Genomic DNA, 16,016 nt, shown 5'->3' on the forward strand with positions numbered 1-16,016 from the left:
GTTGCGAAGGAGGGAGACCATGATTCACACGTTGGCAAATGGATTTTACCGCTTTTGCGAGTGGGTGATGCGGCTCGCCTATTTGAATCTGTTGTGGATCGGCTTCACGCTGGCGGGAGCGGTCATCTTCGGTTTAGCGCCGGCGACTGCCGCGATGTTCGCTGTGACAAGACAGTGGGCGCTGGGAAAGATGGATATCCCGGTGTTTCAGACGTTTTATCAGGCGTTTAAAAAGAAATGGGCCAAAGCAAGCGTTCTCGGTTTGATATTGGGTCTGGTCGGTTTATTGCTGATTGTTGATTTTCAAATTGCGGCCGTCTATTTTCACGATCAGCCGGTTGTCTTAAGTCTGTTCATCAGTTTGTTTATCATTTACGCCATCATCCTCTTTTACGCTTTTCCAATTGATGTCCACTACGATTTAAAACGGATTGCAGTGCTGAAATACAGCTTTATCATCGGCTTTTCCCGTCCGCTCACCTCGTTTTTCATGCTGATCAGCGCGTTTGGCATGATTCTGCTCGCTTTATTTCATGTCACATTTCTTCTATTCTTCAGCGGCAGCGCTTTAAGCTTCATTTTGACGAAGCTCTCGTTTCAGGCGTTCCGCGCAATAGACGGGCGCCAGACAGATAAACAGGCTGCCGTCACACGCTTGAAATGAAGGTGTTCGTTCGGTGAACCGGTATCAGCATTTAAAAATTAAAGATCAATTGTTTATCTTGATTTCATTGATCATGGCTGTTTCGCTCATCTTGATCTTGAGCGGCGTTCAATACGCGTTCCGTGTCTATGACCAGCAGATTTACAGGAAGTCGTCACAGGTGCTGATGTTATCATCAAAAAGCATTGAAGATGAATTGAAAAAGATTGAGGATGTGTCATATCAACTGACCACTGACGCCGCCATCCAAGCGAACCTTCTGAAAGCCGGCCGCGGCCAAAACAAATACGTGACCTACCGGATGAAAAGCAAAATCTGGGATAAGCTTGCCGAATATACCGGCTCTAAGCGGTACATTAAATCGATTCATTTGTTTGATGCTTCCGGCACCGAGTATTCCGCAGGTGCGAATTTAACCGAAGCATTGCGGGAGCAAAAGAATGCGCTGATCGAAAAAGCGTCGCGCCAAAAAGGCGGCAACACGTGGGAGCCTATGCCGGGTGAAACCGGCGAGCTGTTATCCGTCCGGGAAATTCGCTCCTATGAGCGTTTAAACCTTGACCATCTGGGAACAGTGGTGATTGTCGCCGATTTAAAACGGGTGATCGGCGACCTTCCGAAAGACTGGGGGGAAGGCGCGGGAAAGATTGCGATGTCGGACGGACGGGAGCTGTTTTTTTCTGAAATGCCTTTCAGCCAAACCGATGGACTACGTTTATCTTCTCACGCAGAAAACGGATATGACATTGTGGAGGAAAACGGCCAGCGCTTTTTCGTTTCATATGTCAAATCAGCGTATAAGAATTGGACGTATTGGAGCCTGATCCCTTTTGACGCGATGTTTTCGAAAATCTCTGCGATGAAGACGATCCTGATTTCCCTTTTTATTCTCTTCTTTCTGATTGCGGTTCTCTTTGGGAGGAAAATGGCCAGGGGCATTACGAGTCCGATTGAGAAGCTGGTGGCAGCCATGAAAAATGTCCAAACCGGCGATTTTAAACTGGCGCCGCTCACTCGTGCTCCTTCAGACCGGCAGGATGAAGTCAGCGTCTTAAACCGCAACTTTTTTACAATGGTTGAACGGATCAATGAACTGATTGCCGCGAACTACGAGAAGCAGCTGATGCTGAAAGAGACGGAATTCAGAGCGCTCCAAGCGCAAATCAACCCCCACTTTTTATACAACACGCTCGAGTCGATCAACTGGCTGGCAAAAACGAACCGTCAGCCGCAAATTTCAAAGATGACGGAATCCCTCGGGTTTTTGCTCAGGAATGCCATCAATATGAAAAACGACGTGGTGACGATCGAGGAAGAAGCTGAAATTGTGCTTCACTATTTTACCATTCAGCGTTTTCGCTTTGAGGAGCGGCTCGTTTTTGAACTCGACATTGAGCCGGCGGTGAAAAAATGCCGCGTGCCAAAGCTTGTCCTCCAGCCTTTGGCTGAAAATGCGATTACATACTGTCTCGAGCCCTTCATTGAACCTTGCCATATTCACATTAAAGCATATAAAAAAGGCGGGTTTGTATATTTAACGGTTACCGACAACGGACCGGGCATGGATGAAGACTTTTTGGAAAAAGCGAGAAAAGAGCTTGTCCGGACAAGAGGCAGAGGAATCGGACTGCAAAATATCGATGAGCGCATTCAGCTGATGTTTGGCAAAGGGTACGGCTTGACGATTTCAAGCGAAAAGAACAAGGGAACCGAAATGTTAATTAAAATACCATTTCAAAGCGGGGTGTGATGATGTATAAAGTGCTGTTGGCGGACGATGAACGGATTATTCTCGACGGCATCTCCAGCATGATCGAGTGGAGTTCGTTCGAAACGTCTTTGATCGGAGCCGCACAAAACGGGATTGACGCTTACCGCCTGATTATGGAAGAGCGGCCGGACATTGTGATCAGCGATATTAAAATGCCCGGGATGGGAGGACTCGAACTGATCGAGAAAGTGTCCCGCGACTACCCGTCAATCCGGTTTATTTTGCTGACGGGCTTCGGCCAGTTTGAATATGCAAAAAAAGCGATGTCATACGGAGTCAGACATTATTTGCTCAAACCCTGCAATGAAAACCACATTACAGATTCGCTTCAAAGCGTGATCGGCGAGCTGAAAAAAGAGGAATCGGCGCAAAAAGTAAAAAATGATCTGGAGATGATGAAGCCGCATCTTATGAAGCAAATGTTAAAAGAGCTGGTCACGGGCAGCCGCATCGAGGATGAAACGTGCCTGCGCTTTTTTTCAGAGCAAAAGGTCATCAGACTGATCCTGTTTTCCGTCCGGGACGGGGATGACAAAGACTATGCCCAAGGTGTTGAGTCCATTGCGGATGAGGTGCTGAACGGTTCTGTCATCGCTTCGGCCTGCGTTCAACAAGTGCTTGTTTGTGCAGTTGACGGAAAAGTCGCTCCTGCCGTACTTGAGGAAAAAATGAAAAGCGTCCAAGAACTTTCACGCCATCTGCTTCAATTTGAACCTGAAGCATCACTCAGCGAAAGCGGCAGTATCAGCGAAGCCTCCGCTATGTACGAAAAGGCATACGCACAGATCGTCCAACATGAAGGAGAGACATCGGTTTTAATCGGGAGGATGCTCGATCTCATCGAAAAGGAGGCCTCAAATCCGAAGCTTTCGCTGAAATGGGCAGCCCGCAACATGCTGTACATGAATCCGGATTATCTCGGCAAGCTGTTTAAACAGGAAACCGGTGAAAGGTTTTCAAGCTATGTTGCAAAGGTGCGCATCGAAAAAGCGATCGCGAAGATGAAGAAGTCTAAAAACACGGCCATCGGCGCACTGGCAGAGGAGCTGGGGTTTGGCCACAATCCGAAATACTTCAGCCTTGTTTTTAAAAAATACACAGGACTCACCCCGTCAGAATTTCGAAAAAAAGAAGAAAACACGTTTTAATGCCGCCGGTATATTCGGCGGTTTTTTGCGTATTGACGGAATCTCTGTTTTTTTAACATTCTTCTCTGTTTTTTGAGTTTCTGGGACAAAAAGTTGAATTTAAAATGAAATGTAAGCACTTACAAAATAAGGAGGGGAAATGTTGATGAGAAGATTTGTGTTTTTCTCATTTTGCGTTTTGCTGACGCTCGGCCTGTTCGGATGCAGTTCAAACACTGAAGAGGCGGCCGGTGCGGACGGCAAAAAGAAGGTTACCTTGAGGGTCGCGTGGTGGGGCGGACAGCCTCGGCATGATTATACATCAAAGATTATCGAGCTGTATGAAAAGGAACACCCGCATGTCAAAATCGAAGCGGAGTTTGCGAATTGGGACGATTATTGGAAAAAGCTTGCCCCGATGTCTGCGGCGGGTCAGCTGCCAGATGTGATTCAGATGGATATGGCGTATTTATCCCAATACGGAAAAAAAGGCCAGCTTGAAGACCTGACTCCGTATGTCAAGGACGGGACCATCAATACCGAATCGATTGATGAAAAGACGATCAAAGGCGGCAAAATCGGTGATCAGTTATACGGCTTCCCGCTCGGTGTGAATGTGCTGTCGGTGATTACAAATGATGACATGCTAAAAGAAGCGGGCGTTGAAATTGACGACGGCAGCTGGACGTGGACCGATTTTGAAAACCTAGCGCTAGAGGTCGAGGAGAAGACGGGGCAATACGGTTCAAACGGCATGCATCCGCCTGATGTCTTTTTCCCTTATTACTTGAGGACGAAGGGCGAGCGCTTTTATAAAGAGGACGGCACAGGCCTTGCTTATTCAGACGACAAGCTGTTTGTCGATTACTTCAAGCGTCAGGTGAAGCTCGTTGATGAAAAAGCATCGCCGACACCTGATGAAAGCGCGCAAGTGAAGGGAATGGAGGACGATTTTATCGTTAAAGGCCGAACGGCTGCAACATGGAATTATTCAAATCAGTTTTCGGCGTTCGCACAGCTGACCGATGCACCTCTGTCATTAAAACTGCCTCCTGAACAGGCGAAAGAAAAGGCGCTGTTTTTAAGGCCGAGCATGCTGTTTTCAATCCCGAAAAGCTCCGAGCAAAAAAAAGAAGCGGCTGCATTCATCGACTTCTTTATTAACAATGAAAAAGCCAATGCCCTGATCAAAGGAGAAAGAGGCGTACCGGTTTCCTCCAAAATTGCGGAAACGGTGAAGAAAGAACTGAGTGAAGAGGAGAAAAAGATTTTCGAATATGTCGAACGGGCTTCGGAGTCCGCGGGGGAAGCGGAACCGCCTGAACCGATCGGCAGCGCCGAAGTTATCAAACTGCTAAAAGACACATCAGACCAGATTTTGTTTAAAAAGATCACGCCTGAAGAAGGAGCCGCGAAGTTCAGAAAAGAAGCGGACGCGATACTGAAAAGAAATCAACAATGATAAGCGGGGCAAGTGGAGGAAGGCCGCTCATCAAATGCAGGAGGAAGTGAACGTGAAGCGAAAAAATAGAATTGACAATTTGGCGGGTTACGCCTTTATTTCCCCGTTTATTATCGGATTTTTATGCTTTACCGTCATTCCGATGGGAGCCTCGCTGTTTCTGTCTTTTACAAGCTACGATCTGTTCACCCCGCCCAAATGGGTCGGCCTTGACAACTATAAGGCGATGCTGACAGATGATGAAAAGTACTGGGGCTCGCTGAAAGTGACGTTTTATTACGTGCTCGCGGGTGTTCCGCTGCGCCTCGCGTTTGCGCTTTTCATTGCGGTGATTTTGAACAGAGCCGAAAAAGGTGTCGGCATTTACCGGACGCTCTTTTATCTCCCGTCCATTATCGGCGGCAGCGTGGCGGTCGCGATTATGTGGCGAAATGTATTCGGCAATGACGGTGTTATCAATGCGCTTTTGTTCTTCCTCGGATTTGACAAGAAGATTCTTTGGTATCAGGATCCGACCAGCGCATTGTGGACCTTGATTCTTTTGTCGGTGTGGCAGTTCGGCTCTTCCATGCTGATCTTTCTTGCCGGATTGAAAAATATCCCGCCGATGTATCAGGAAGCGGCAAGCGTCGACGGTGCAAACAGATTTCAGCGTTTTTTTCTCATTACGCTCCCGCTTCTCAGTCCGATCATCTTTTTTAACCTGGTGATGCAGACCATTTCAGCCTTCATGACCTTTACGCCGGCCTACATTATTTCAAAAGGGGAAGGCGGTCCGCTTGACGGGACGCTTCTATATTCTCTCTATTTGTTCCAGCGGGCCTTCAACTTTTTCCAAATGGGCTACGCATCGGCGATGGCATGGGTGATGCTCATCCTGATCGGCCTTGTCACATTCATATTGTTCAAAACTTCATCCTTATGGGTGCATTACGAATCGAAGGAGGGGTAGCTGGTGGAGCCGGTAAAAGACATTTCGGGGCGGGCGGCGCCTGCCCCGCTTCCCGCAGGAACGGGAAAGAAAAGAGCCGGGCAGCTCGTGTTCCATATCGCGACTGCCGGTCTTGCGATCATCCTTTTGTATCCCGTTATCTGGCTGATCGCAAGCTCGTTTAAAGAAAGTGCGAGCATATTCGCCACATCCCATTCGCTCATCCCGGATCCTTTGATCCTGTCCAATTACACGGAGGGCTGGAAAGGGATCGCCGGACAGCCGTTCATCACATTTATTAAAAATTCGCTTATCATCGTCGGCCTCTCGACGGTCGGTGCGGTTTTGTCCTCAGCGTTCATCGCTTACGGATTCGCACGGATTCCATTTAAAGGGAAGGCATTTTGGTTTAGCTGCATGATGGTGACGATGATGCTGCCGCACGAGGTGCTGATGATTCCGCAATACATCATTTTTGCAAAACTGGATTGGCTGAATTCATTCAAGCCGATCGTTGTTCCACAATTTTTCGGGCACGCGTTTTTTATCTTTTTGATGATTCAGTTCATCAGGACGATCCCGGTAGAACTCGATGAAGCGGCAAAAATTGATGGCTGCAGCCGTCTCGGCATCTTTTTCAGAATCATTTTGCCATTGATCGCACCGGCGCTCGCGACGTCCGCCATCTTCTCGTTTTACTGGAAGTGGGAGGAGCTGATTAATCCGCTTCTTTACTTGAACAAGCCGGAGCTTTACCCGGTTTCTCTGGCACTAAAGCTGTTTTTAGATACGGAAACGGCGTCTAACTGGGGGGCGATGTTTGCGATGTCAGTCGTCTCACTCGTCCCGGTGATCCTCGTGTTTTTCGTCTTTCAAAAATCGATCGTCCAAGGAATCAGCATGAGCGGATTAAAATAAAAAGGGAGAGAAGAGTGCATGACAAAGCTTGTTTTTGATGAAGAAAAACTGAATGAAGTGATCGACAGAATCGTCAAGCGGACATTTCAGATGGATTTCGAATGGGATTGGCCGGGCGGCGTCGCGTTTTACGGCGTCGCTGAGGCGTATGAAGCAACCGAAAATGACGAATACCTCGAACTTTTGAAAAACTGGACGGATGAAAAGCTTGAAGACGGCTTGCCTAAGCTGTCGATCAACGGAGTATCCATCGGCCATACCCTTCTGTCGCTCTACCAGACGACAGGAGATGACCGTTATCTTGACACCGCTCGGCAAATGGCGGACTATGTGCTCCGCGAAGCGCCCCGGTTCGCAGATGGGATTTTGCAGCACACCGTCAACTCAGAGAAACATGTATTCCCTGAACAGGCATGGGTCGATACGATGATGATGGCGGGCTTGTTCCTTCTCCGAATCGGCAAAACTGTCGGCAGCGAGGCATATTTTGAAGACGGGCTGCGCCAGTATCACGGCCATGAGGAATTTTTGCAGGACATGGAGACCAATCTCTATTATCACGGATGGGACCATGTGGCCAAAAACAATCTGTCAGGCATATTTTGGGGAAGGGGAAACGGATGGGCCGCTTTGACAATGGCTAAAGCGCTCCCTTTGATCGATGTTACGCATCCTTCATACATGATCATTGACGGTTCACTTCGAGACTTGTTGAGCGCGCTTGTCAGGCTTCAGCATCCTTCTGGTTTATGGCACACCGTACTGACGGATCCTGATTCATATCTTGAAGTGTCGGGATCTGCGGGGATTGCTTCCGGCCTGCTGTCCAGAGGCTCGCTATACCACAAATCCGTTCAGAAGGCGCTCACAGCCATAACAGATGCGGTCGCGCCTGACGGAAGGGTGGAACGCGTTTCAGCGGGCACAGCAGTGATGCGGGATGCACAGGGATACAAAGACGTTCCGTATAAACGGATTCAAGGCTGGGGACAGGGGCTTGCCCTGACGTTTTTGGCAGACGTCGTCCGCTCCAAGTCGCGCGCGTTCCAATAGAAATTGAAAAAGAAACATTCTTTTCATTGCAGTGGGGGGAGAGGGATGAAAAAGCTGCATCAAAGATATGTTTCACGGCGAAAAGGAAGTTTTTTTAAAAAAAGCTTTGTGCTGATTCTGCTGATTGCGTGTATTCCTGGCTTATTGACGGGTGCAGGAATCTATTTGTTTTCCGCTGCAAAAATTGAAAAAGAGCTCCAACAAATGCACGAGAACCAGGTGAAACGCCAAATCAGTCAAATCGATGACAAGCTGGAAGGGCTTGAGATCATGCTCTCCCAGCTTGCATATGATCCGCGCCTGATGAACGGTCTGGCCGATGCCGATCTGCAAACGGATTTTCAAACGACGTACAGGCTCTCAAAATCGCTGTTTGTGCTTCAGGATCAAAATCCGCTCATTCACAAGGTTGAACTGTTTATTCAAGGGAAAGAGCCGATTCTTTTAAATCCGGAATACAGCGGAATGACCGACCGGAACATCTTAAAGGCCTATCATTCGTTGCTTGAAGGCGGTCAAAACGTTTATTGGAAAGACATGAGCGCCGCTCCTTACGGAATGGCGCTTGTCCACAAAATTCCGGGAGGCATCTCAGAGCCGTTCGGCGCGCTGATTTTAACGCTTGACGAAAAAGAAATGGGGCATTTGCTGGAAAGCCTTTCACCGTATTCAAAGGGAACAGCGCTTCTTTTTCATCATAATCAAAAGCCTGTTTTTTCCGGGAGCAAACGCGGCAAAGCCAATTTTGAAAGCGTTTTAAAAGGGATGCTTGAGAAACAAAAAAATCAACAGGGCTCCTTTGTGATGGATTGGGGCGGAGGGGCGTATTCCGTTTCATACGGACGAATGGACAGATTAAACCAGGAATGGACCTATGTCTCGGCTTCACCGATGTCGGCGATTACGGCTCCGGTGTTGTTTTTATCGAAGCTCGTCGCGTCGGTCAGCATCGCCGGGATCGTTCTTGCTTTCATTCTGTCATGGTATGCGTCACACAAAATTTATTCACCTGTCGCAAGGCTGATCAAGCTCTGCTCAGGAGAGGGTAAGGCCGCTCATTTTCCGGATGAATTTCATTGGCTCGAGAAGCGCTGGGAAGACCTGACTGAGGAAAGCGGCAGACTGAAAAAGGAAATGCCCCAGGCTGCAAACGTTTTTTTTCAGCGCCTTCTCGGCGGATACTTTGCAGATGAATCAGAGAGGAATTTGAGAGATCGTCTGAAAAGGTGGGGCTGGGAAGCGAAAGACAATATGTTTACCATCATCGATATCCAGCTGACGGGACTTTACGAAGGGAACGGAGCTTTTACAAAAAAGGATGAAAGTCTGGCGGGTTTTTTGCTGGGCAACATTACGCGCGAACTGGCTGGTAGGACTTTCAAACATATTTATATGACCGATGTCCGTTCGTTATCGCTTGCTGTGCTGCTGATGAGCGGCAGGAAAACAGCCTTCAAGGAAGAAACCGCCCAATTTGTGCGTGAGCTGACGGATGTGATCTGCGGCATATCAAGACTACACGTCACAGTGACGGTATCAAAAACCGCTTACATGTTAAAAGACATTCCCGGCATGTATGAAGAGGTGAAAGAAGGCAGGCATTACAGACAGTTCGAAAACGCCAGCCAGGTGATCGATTTAAGCCGGAAGGAAGACATGCCTCCCGCAGAATCATACTATCCGTTCACCCTTGAAAAAGAGATCATCAGGGCGTTGCGGCTTGAAGAAAGGGATGAAGTCGAAAGGCGGATCAGGCTGTTCATCCGGGAACTGTCCGAAAAAGGAAAGACGGAAATCCGCATCCAGCCGGGCATGATGCAGCTGTTGGCAAAGATCCAGGAAGAGATCTTTCATTCCGGCCTTCACCCTTATGAATTGTTCAGCCGAAAAAATCTGCTGCAGGAGCTTTCAGAGCTGAGGGAGCCGGAAAGGGCCGTCGGCTGGATGATGGAGCGTGTCGTAAGCCCGTATCTTAAAGAAATGGAAGGCAGGAAAAACAGACAGCAAAAACGGCTTGTCGAACAGGTGCTTGAGATGATTCATCAGCATTATATGAACGATATCTCGCTTGAAAGCTGCGCTGATCAAGCCGGGACGAATTCGTATACGCTGAGCAAAGCTTTCAAACAAGTAACCGGCATCAATTTTATCGACTATGTTACCCGTCTCAGAATCGAAAAAGCGAAAGAGCTTCTTCTTGAAACGAATAAAAAAATCCATGACGTTTCTGAAGAAGTCGGCTACAGACACAGCTATTTCAACCGGATTTTCAAGAAGCAGGTCGGCATTCCGCCGAGCCGCTACAGGCAGATTCATCAGGAATCTTCGTGAAAGGGAGAGTGTTATGAAACGAACAGACGAAAAGCCAAAAGTGTCAGTATATTTGGCCGGGGATTCGACCGTCGCAGACTGTCCTCCGCATGAAGCGCCGATGGCCGGCTGGGGACAGATGCTTCCGCTGTTTTTCTCAGATGAGGCTGCGGTCGTGAATATGGCAAAAGGCGGGGCCAGTTCGAACAGCTTCATTGATGAAGGCCGGCTCGATGACATTACGGAGCGGCTTGGGCCTGGTGATTATGTGTTGATCCAGTTCGGCCACAACGATCAAAAACCGTACGGAACAGACCCGTATACAACCTATCAGGAGCATCTTGTCCGCTATGTTGAAGCGGTTCGCGAAAAACAGGCGACTCCGGTTTTGATCACTTCCGCAGAGCGCAGACGCTTTGATCAAAACGGAAAGCCTGCCGACACACTCGGAGATTTTCCGAAAGCGATGAAGGCGCTCGCTGACCGCTTCGAAGTTCCGCTCATCGATTTATGGTCCAAAACAAAAGCGCTCTATGAATCTCTCGGAACGGAAGGCTCAAAACGGCTGTTCGTCCACTTTCAGCCGCATGAACATCCTCATTATCCAAATGGAATTGAAGACAATACTCATTTTTCCGAGGCGGGGGCCCGTCAAGTCGCCTGGCTGGTAACAGAAGGAATCAGAGAGCTCGGCCTGCCTCTAGCGGCTTATCTTCATTGTGAAAGGAGCGACTTCCGTGCCGAAGTGTAATGCAAGAGAAGGAAGCCTGATTTATCAAAACCCTTTATCGTCTCCTGAAGATCTCCGCGGCTGGGTGATGGAAGGAAAAGGAATCGTTCGTTTTCCGAACGGCCGCCTGCATATGGAGAATGAACTCGATGCTGAGCAATATGGAGACGATGCCCATTTTGTTTACTGGTGTCCAGAGACATTCCCTGATGGAATAGTTGTGAAGTGGGATTTCTATCCTGTGCGGGAGCCCGGCTTATGCATGATATTTTTTGCAGCCACCGGGATCAATGGGGAAGATTTATTTGACGGGCGGCTGGCGGAGAGAACAGGGAAATATCCGCAATATCATTCAGGGGACATCAACACATTGCACCTGTCGTATTTCAGACATAAGCATGCTGATGAAAGAGCATTCCGAACATGCAACCTCAGGAAAAGCCGCGGTTTTCACCTCGTCTGTGAGGGAGCCGACCCGCTTCCGCCCGCTAATGACGCTTTGCCTCCCTACCGAATGAAGCTCATAAAAGACGGGGTATCCGTTCATTTTTCAATCAACGGGCTGCCCATTTTGGAATGGGAGGATGACGGCAGGCGTTTCGGCCCGGTTTACGGAGGAGGAAAAATCGGTTTCAGGCAAATGGCTCCGCTGAAAGCAGCCTACGCCAACTTTGAAGTGCGCAGGCTGCTTTGCGACTGAAAGGAGGATCGGACATGCGGGAAAAAGGCATGATGGCGATGATGTACGGCGCTTGTGAAGCGATCATGAAAATCGCCTGGCTGAACGCGCTCTGGGTTCTATTCACGCTGGGAGGAGGCGTTGTTTTCGGCTGGGCTCCGAGCACGGCCGCGATGTTCACGGTCGTGCGCAAGTGGCTGCTCGGCCGGACGGACGCACCGGTATTCAAAACGTTTTATCAAACGTATAAAAAAGAGTTTTTCAAAACAAACGGACTTGGCCTCATCCTCCTCGCCGCCGGCACAATTTTATTAGTAAACTATCAATTTTTCCGCGTCCGTGAGGATTTATTTTCAATCATCATCAGCTATGCCACACTGATGGCCGGACTCATGTATGTCGTAGTTTTCGTGTATATTTTTCCGCTTTACGTTCACGTTCAGCTGCCGTTTGCCCGCTATTTTTCACAGGCTGCACTGATCGGTCTCGTTCGTCCTTTGACGACGGCCGGAATGGCTGCTGCTGGAGGCTTTGTCGTTTATGTGCTGTTGACGGTTCCGGGACTGATTCCATTTTATGGTGTCAGTTTGTTTGCTCTTGTATTAATGTTCATCGCACATCGCTGTTTTTTGCGCCTGGAAGGCTAGCTGAACCGTGCAAAAATGAGAAAAGTGAGCAAAAAAGTATCAATTGAAAAAGGAGAACCGCTTTAAATCGGACTTGAACACATCTTTTCCCTTCGGCAAAAAAGTGCAATTGAATAAAAATGGAAGCCGTAATAGAATCCCTTTTAAGTAAGCGCTTACAAAAAGGCGAAGGGAGAAGATGATGAAAAAAGGAAAGAAAAGGTGGAAGAAACTGTTGGCCATGTCATCTCTATTATTCATTACGCTTGTGACCGGCTTCTCGGAACAAGCGGAAGCAGACGGGCGGACGGCTGTGCAGGCAAGGCAAATGGAGTCGCTGAACCGGGGGCTTGTCGCTGTTAAAACGGGGAACGGTGTCTTTGTGAGCTGGCGGCTGCTCGGAACCGAGCCCGCTTCTGTTTCATTTAATGTGTATCGAAACGGAAAGAAGCTGAACGGTTCCCCGATTACATCGAGTACAAATTATCAGGATGCAGGCGGGGATTCGAATGCCGTTTACCAGGTGCGCGCCGTTTTGAACGGCGTGGAGCAGGCTCCTTCTGAAACCGCCGGAGTTTGGAATAAACCATACAAATCTGTTCCGCTGCAAAAACCGGCCGGGGGAAAAACGCCTGATGGGGTGTCATTCACATACAGCGCCAATGATGCGAGCATCGGCGATCTTGATGGAGACGGCGAATATGAAATCATTCTCAAGTGGGATCCTTCCAATTCAAAGGATAATTCACAGGACGGATACACGGGAGACGTGCTGATTGACGCATACAAGCTTGACGGGACCATGATGTGGAGAATCAACCTTGGCAAAAACATTCGCGCCGGCGCCCATTATACACAGTTTCTCGTCTATGACTTTGACGGCGACGGAAAAGCGGAAATCGCCATGAAGACAGCCGACGGGACGAAAGACGGCAAGGGAAAGGTGATCGGAAATGCAAACGCCGATTATCGCAATGCCCAAGGCCGAATTTTGTCAGGGCCTGAGTATTTGACGGTTTTTAAAGGCGATACAGGCGCTGAGCTTACAACGGTCAACTACGAACCTGCCCGGGGAAATGTAGCCGATTGGGGAGACAGCTACGGCAACAGGGTTGACCGCTTTCTGGCCGGTGTCGCATACCTTGACGGGGAGCGGCCGAGTTTTGTCATGGCACGCGGTTATTACACGAGAACAGTGCTTGTCGCTTACAACTTTAGAGGCGGAAAGCTGACCAAACTGTGGACGTTCGATTCGGACGCTCCCGGAAATGGCGCCTATGCCGGTCAAGGTAACCACAGTTTGAGCGTCGCTGATGTTGACGGAGATGGAAAGGACGAAATCATATACGGAGCGATGGCTGTCGATCATGACGGTAAAGGCCTTTATTCAACCGGATGGGGACATGGGGATGCCATGCATACAGGAAACCTGGACCCCTCAAGACCGGGACTCGAAGTCTTTCAAGTGCATGAAAACAGCAATTCTCCCTATGGATTGTCTTTCCGGGACGCGAAAACGGGAAAGATCATCTGGGGAGTGCACGCAGGCAAGGATGTCGGACGCGGGATGGCTGCTGATATCGATCCGCGCTACGAAGGAGCGGAAGTATGGGCGAACGGCGGTCTTTATACGGCAAAAGGCGTAAAAATCGGGAGCACATTGCCTTCATCAACGAACTTCGGCATCTGGTGGGACGGCGATCTCCAAAGAGAGCTTCTGGACAGCAACAGAATTGATAAATGGGATTATCGAAATTCGCGAACCGTTAACTTGCTGACAGCATCTGGAGCTTCGGCAAATAACGGAACAAAAGCGACGCCGTCCCTGCAGGCTGACATTCTCGGAGACTGGCGCGAAGAAGTGATCTGGCGAGCAGATGACAGCAGCGAACTGCGCATCTACACGACGACAGATATGACGGAACACCGCTTGTATACGCTGATGCATGATGCCGTCTATCGCCTCGGAATCGCCTGGCAGAATGTCGGCTACAACCAGCCGCCGCACACCGGCTTTTATTTAGGCGAAGGCATGCAGACACCTGAGAAGCCGAACATTTATACACGCTGATGGAAAAGGGGAGCTGCATAATGAAGCGATATGTTCGTTGCGTATGGGCCATCCTTCTCCTTTTCTTCTTCAGCACGGGGATTGAGGGACCTGCGCAGCCGAAAGCCGCTGCCGCACATCACAGTCAGGATCTTTTTCTGTTCGATTTTGGAAAAGGTCCCGCTGAGAAGGATTATGTGAAAGTGAACGAGGCCTCCGCGTATCAAAATGGTAAAGGCTACGGGTTTTCACGGGCAGGGAACGCTGTGTGCAAAAAGACGCAAAAAAAAGAAGCGCTCAAGAAAGACTATTGTGTCGTGAACCGGACGGCTTTTCTGGCGGTTCTTTCTCCTGGCGAATACCGCGTAACCGTATTTGCCTCATCCCGCGGTGAATTGAAGCTTTATGCCGAAGGAGAGGAAATGGGAACGATCCCGGCCGGAGCAAAGGGAAGTTCAGCCGAAAAAGCGTTCACCGTTACGGTGGAAGACGGGCGTCTCGATTTGGAGTGGAAAGGACCTCAGCCAAAAGTGTATGCCGTCGAAATTTCGAAGGTGTATCGGTTTGATTTCGGTGACGGGCCTCTTGCTTCGGGCTTTATTCCGATAGACGCGCAATCGGCTTATACCCCTTTAAAAGGCTACGGATTTGACGACACAACAAAGGTGACTTGTACGGACCGCGGTATCGCCGATCCGCTTCGTTCAGACTTTTGCATACCGGATGGAACGGCGTTTACGGTCGATTTGCCTGACGGTCAATATCATGTCCGGCTGATAACCGGAGATGCCCGGGCAAAAACGAACATGGACGTACGGGCAAATGGCATGATTCAGCTCTATTCATTTGGAGCGGAAGCGGGCGGATACAACGAAAAAACGTTTCCGATTCATATTTCCGGTGGCCGCCTTTCCATTCAAGCCATAGCAGCGAGAACAGGGCCGCGCCTCAATGCGCTGGTCTTGACGAAGACGGCTTATCATGTAACGGATGACAAGACGACGGTTTTTCTGGCGGGAGATTCCACGGTTTCCGATTATGAACCAGGTTATGCGCCGATGGCAGGCTGGGGGCAATTTTTAGGCGGCTATTTCTCGGATGAAATCGTCATCGACAACCAGGCGAAACGCGCGAGAAGCGCGAAAAGTTTTGTGGATGAACGGTCGCTGGATACGATTTTAAACCGGATGAAACGGGGCGATTATTTGTTGATTCAGTTCGGCATCAATGACGCCGGGCAAGATCCGGCCCGTCATACAGATCCGTATACGACATTTCAGGAATACTTGAGAACCTACATTAACAAAGCCCGCGAAAAAGGAGGACGGCCTGTGCTCGTCACTTCTCAAAGTAAACGAACCTATGATGAAAAGGGCGTTTTTTACAACAGCATCGGAGAATATCCGAACGCAATGAGACAGCTCGGACGGGAAATGAACGTTCCGGTGCTCGATTTAAATAAAAAGAGCATTGATTATTACAACGAGATCGGCGTTGAAGCGACTAAAAACGTATTTATGTTTTTAGAGCCGGGAGAAAGCCCGAATTATCCAGACGGAATCCAGGACAGGGTGCATGTTCACGAGTTCGGCGCCAACCAATTGGCAAGGCTCGTGACAGAAGAAATCGCCGATATGAACATGTATCCGCTGAAACATTCGCTCAAGAAATAAGGTGTCGGGAGAGCCGGTCTCC

General features: G+C 49.1%; 13 protein-coding genes. All 13 read left to right on the forward strand.

All coding sequences use genetic code 11. The features are described 5' to 3' along the window. Nucleotides 1-19: 19 nt before the first annotated feature. The 13 genes from M1D67_RS06970 (at nucleotide 20) to M1D67_RS07030 (ending at nucleotide 15,994) form a co-directional block, all read left to right on the forward strand. A complete protein-coding gene (locus M1D67_RS06970) occupies nucleotides 20-664 on the forward strand; it encodes a YesL family protein (RefSeq protein ID WP_479831697.1) in 645 nt (214 codons plus the stop codon). A gap of 13 nt (nucleotides 665-677) precedes the next feature. Further along, the gene (locus M1D67_RS06975) at nucleotides 678-2,414 is read left to right on the forward strand and encodes a sensor histidine kinase (RefSeq protein ID WP_479831698.1); all 1,737 of its coding nucleotides are present in this window, start codon (nucleotides 678-680) and stop codon (nucleotides 2,412-2,414) included. Between the two features lie 2 nt (nucleotides 2,415-2,416). Then, complete coding sequence (locus M1D67_RS06980; protein ID WP_186439853.1) at nucleotides 2,417-3,583, forward strand: response regulator transcription factor; 1,167 nt, start codon at nucleotides 2,417-2,419, stop codon at nucleotides 3,581-3,583. Between the two features lie 145 nt (nucleotides 3,584-3,728). After that, nucleotides 3,729-5,024, forward strand: coding sequence for an ABC transporter substrate-binding protein (locus M1D67_RS06985; protein ID WP_026579841.1), 1,296 nt, complete (start codon nucleotides 3,729-3,731; stop codon nucleotides 5,022-5,024). A 34-nt stretch (nucleotides 5,025-5,058) separates the two neighbouring features. Next, nucleotides 5,059-5,976, forward strand: a complete 918-nt coding sequence (locus tag M1D67_RS06990; RefSeq protein WP_031305097.1) for a carbohydrate ABC transporter permease — start codon at nucleotides 5,059-5,061, stop codon at nucleotides 5,974-5,976. A gap of 87 nt (nucleotides 5,977-6,063) precedes the next feature. Next, nucleotides 6,064-6,873 (forward strand): carbohydrate ABC transporter permease, encoded by an 810-nt coding sequence (locus tag M1D67_RS06995; RefSeq protein WP_243941130.1) that lies wholly within the window; start codon nucleotides 6,064-6,066, stop codon nucleotides 6,871-6,873. 18 nt (nucleotides 6,874-6,891) lie between these two features. Continuing rightward, nucleotides 6,892-7,926 (forward strand): glycoside hydrolase family 88/105 protein, encoded by a 1,035-nt coding sequence (locus tag M1D67_RS07000; RefSeq protein WP_479831699.1) that lies wholly within the window; start codon nucleotides 6,892-6,894, stop codon nucleotides 7,924-7,926. A gap of 45 nt (nucleotides 7,927-7,971) precedes the next feature. Continuing rightward, nucleotides 7,972-10,257: a helix-turn-helix domain-containing protein gene (locus tag M1D67_RS07005; RefSeq protein ID WP_149169410.1), complete on the forward strand. Its 2,286-nt coding sequence runs from the start codon at nucleotides 7,972-7,974 to the stop codon at nucleotides 10,255-10,257. Between the two features lie 13 nt (nucleotides 10,258-10,270). Next, the gene (locus M1D67_RS07010; protein WP_023856747.1) at nucleotides 10,271-10,987 is read left to right on the forward strand and encodes a rhamnogalacturonan acetylesterase; all 717 of its coding nucleotides are present in this window, start codon (nucleotides 10,271-10,273) and stop codon (nucleotides 10,985-10,987) included. Further along, a complete protein-coding gene (locus M1D67_RS07015; RefSeq protein WP_023856748.1) occupies nucleotides 10,974-11,666 on the forward strand; it encodes a YesU family protein in 693 nt (230 codons plus the stop codon). The genes M1D67_RS07010 and M1D67_RS07015 overlap by 14 nt, the downstream gene beginning before the upstream one ends. 14 nt (nucleotides 11,667-11,680) lie before the next feature. Continuing rightward, nucleotides 11,681-12,292, forward strand: a complete 612-nt coding sequence (locus M1D67_RS07020) for a YesL family protein (protein WP_095290130.1) — start codon at nucleotides 11,681-11,683, stop codon at nucleotides 12,290-12,292. Nucleotides 12,293-12,473: 181 nt separating this feature from the next. Next, nucleotides 12,474-14,342: a rhamnogalacturonan lyase gene (locus M1D67_RS07025; RefSeq protein WP_106070999.1), complete on the forward strand. Its 1,869-nt coding sequence runs from the start codon at nucleotides 12,474-12,476 to the stop codon at nucleotides 14,340-14,342. Between the two features lie 20 nt (nucleotides 14,343-14,362). Then, nucleotides 14,363-15,994, forward strand: coding sequence for a rhamnogalacturonan acetylesterase (locus tag M1D67_RS07030; protein WP_223254841.1), 1,632 nt, complete (start codon nucleotides 14,363-14,365; stop codon nucleotides 15,992-15,994). Nucleotides 15,995-16,016 lie beyond the last annotated feature (22 nt).

The organism is Bacillus sp. PK6-025, assembly GCF_056530265.1.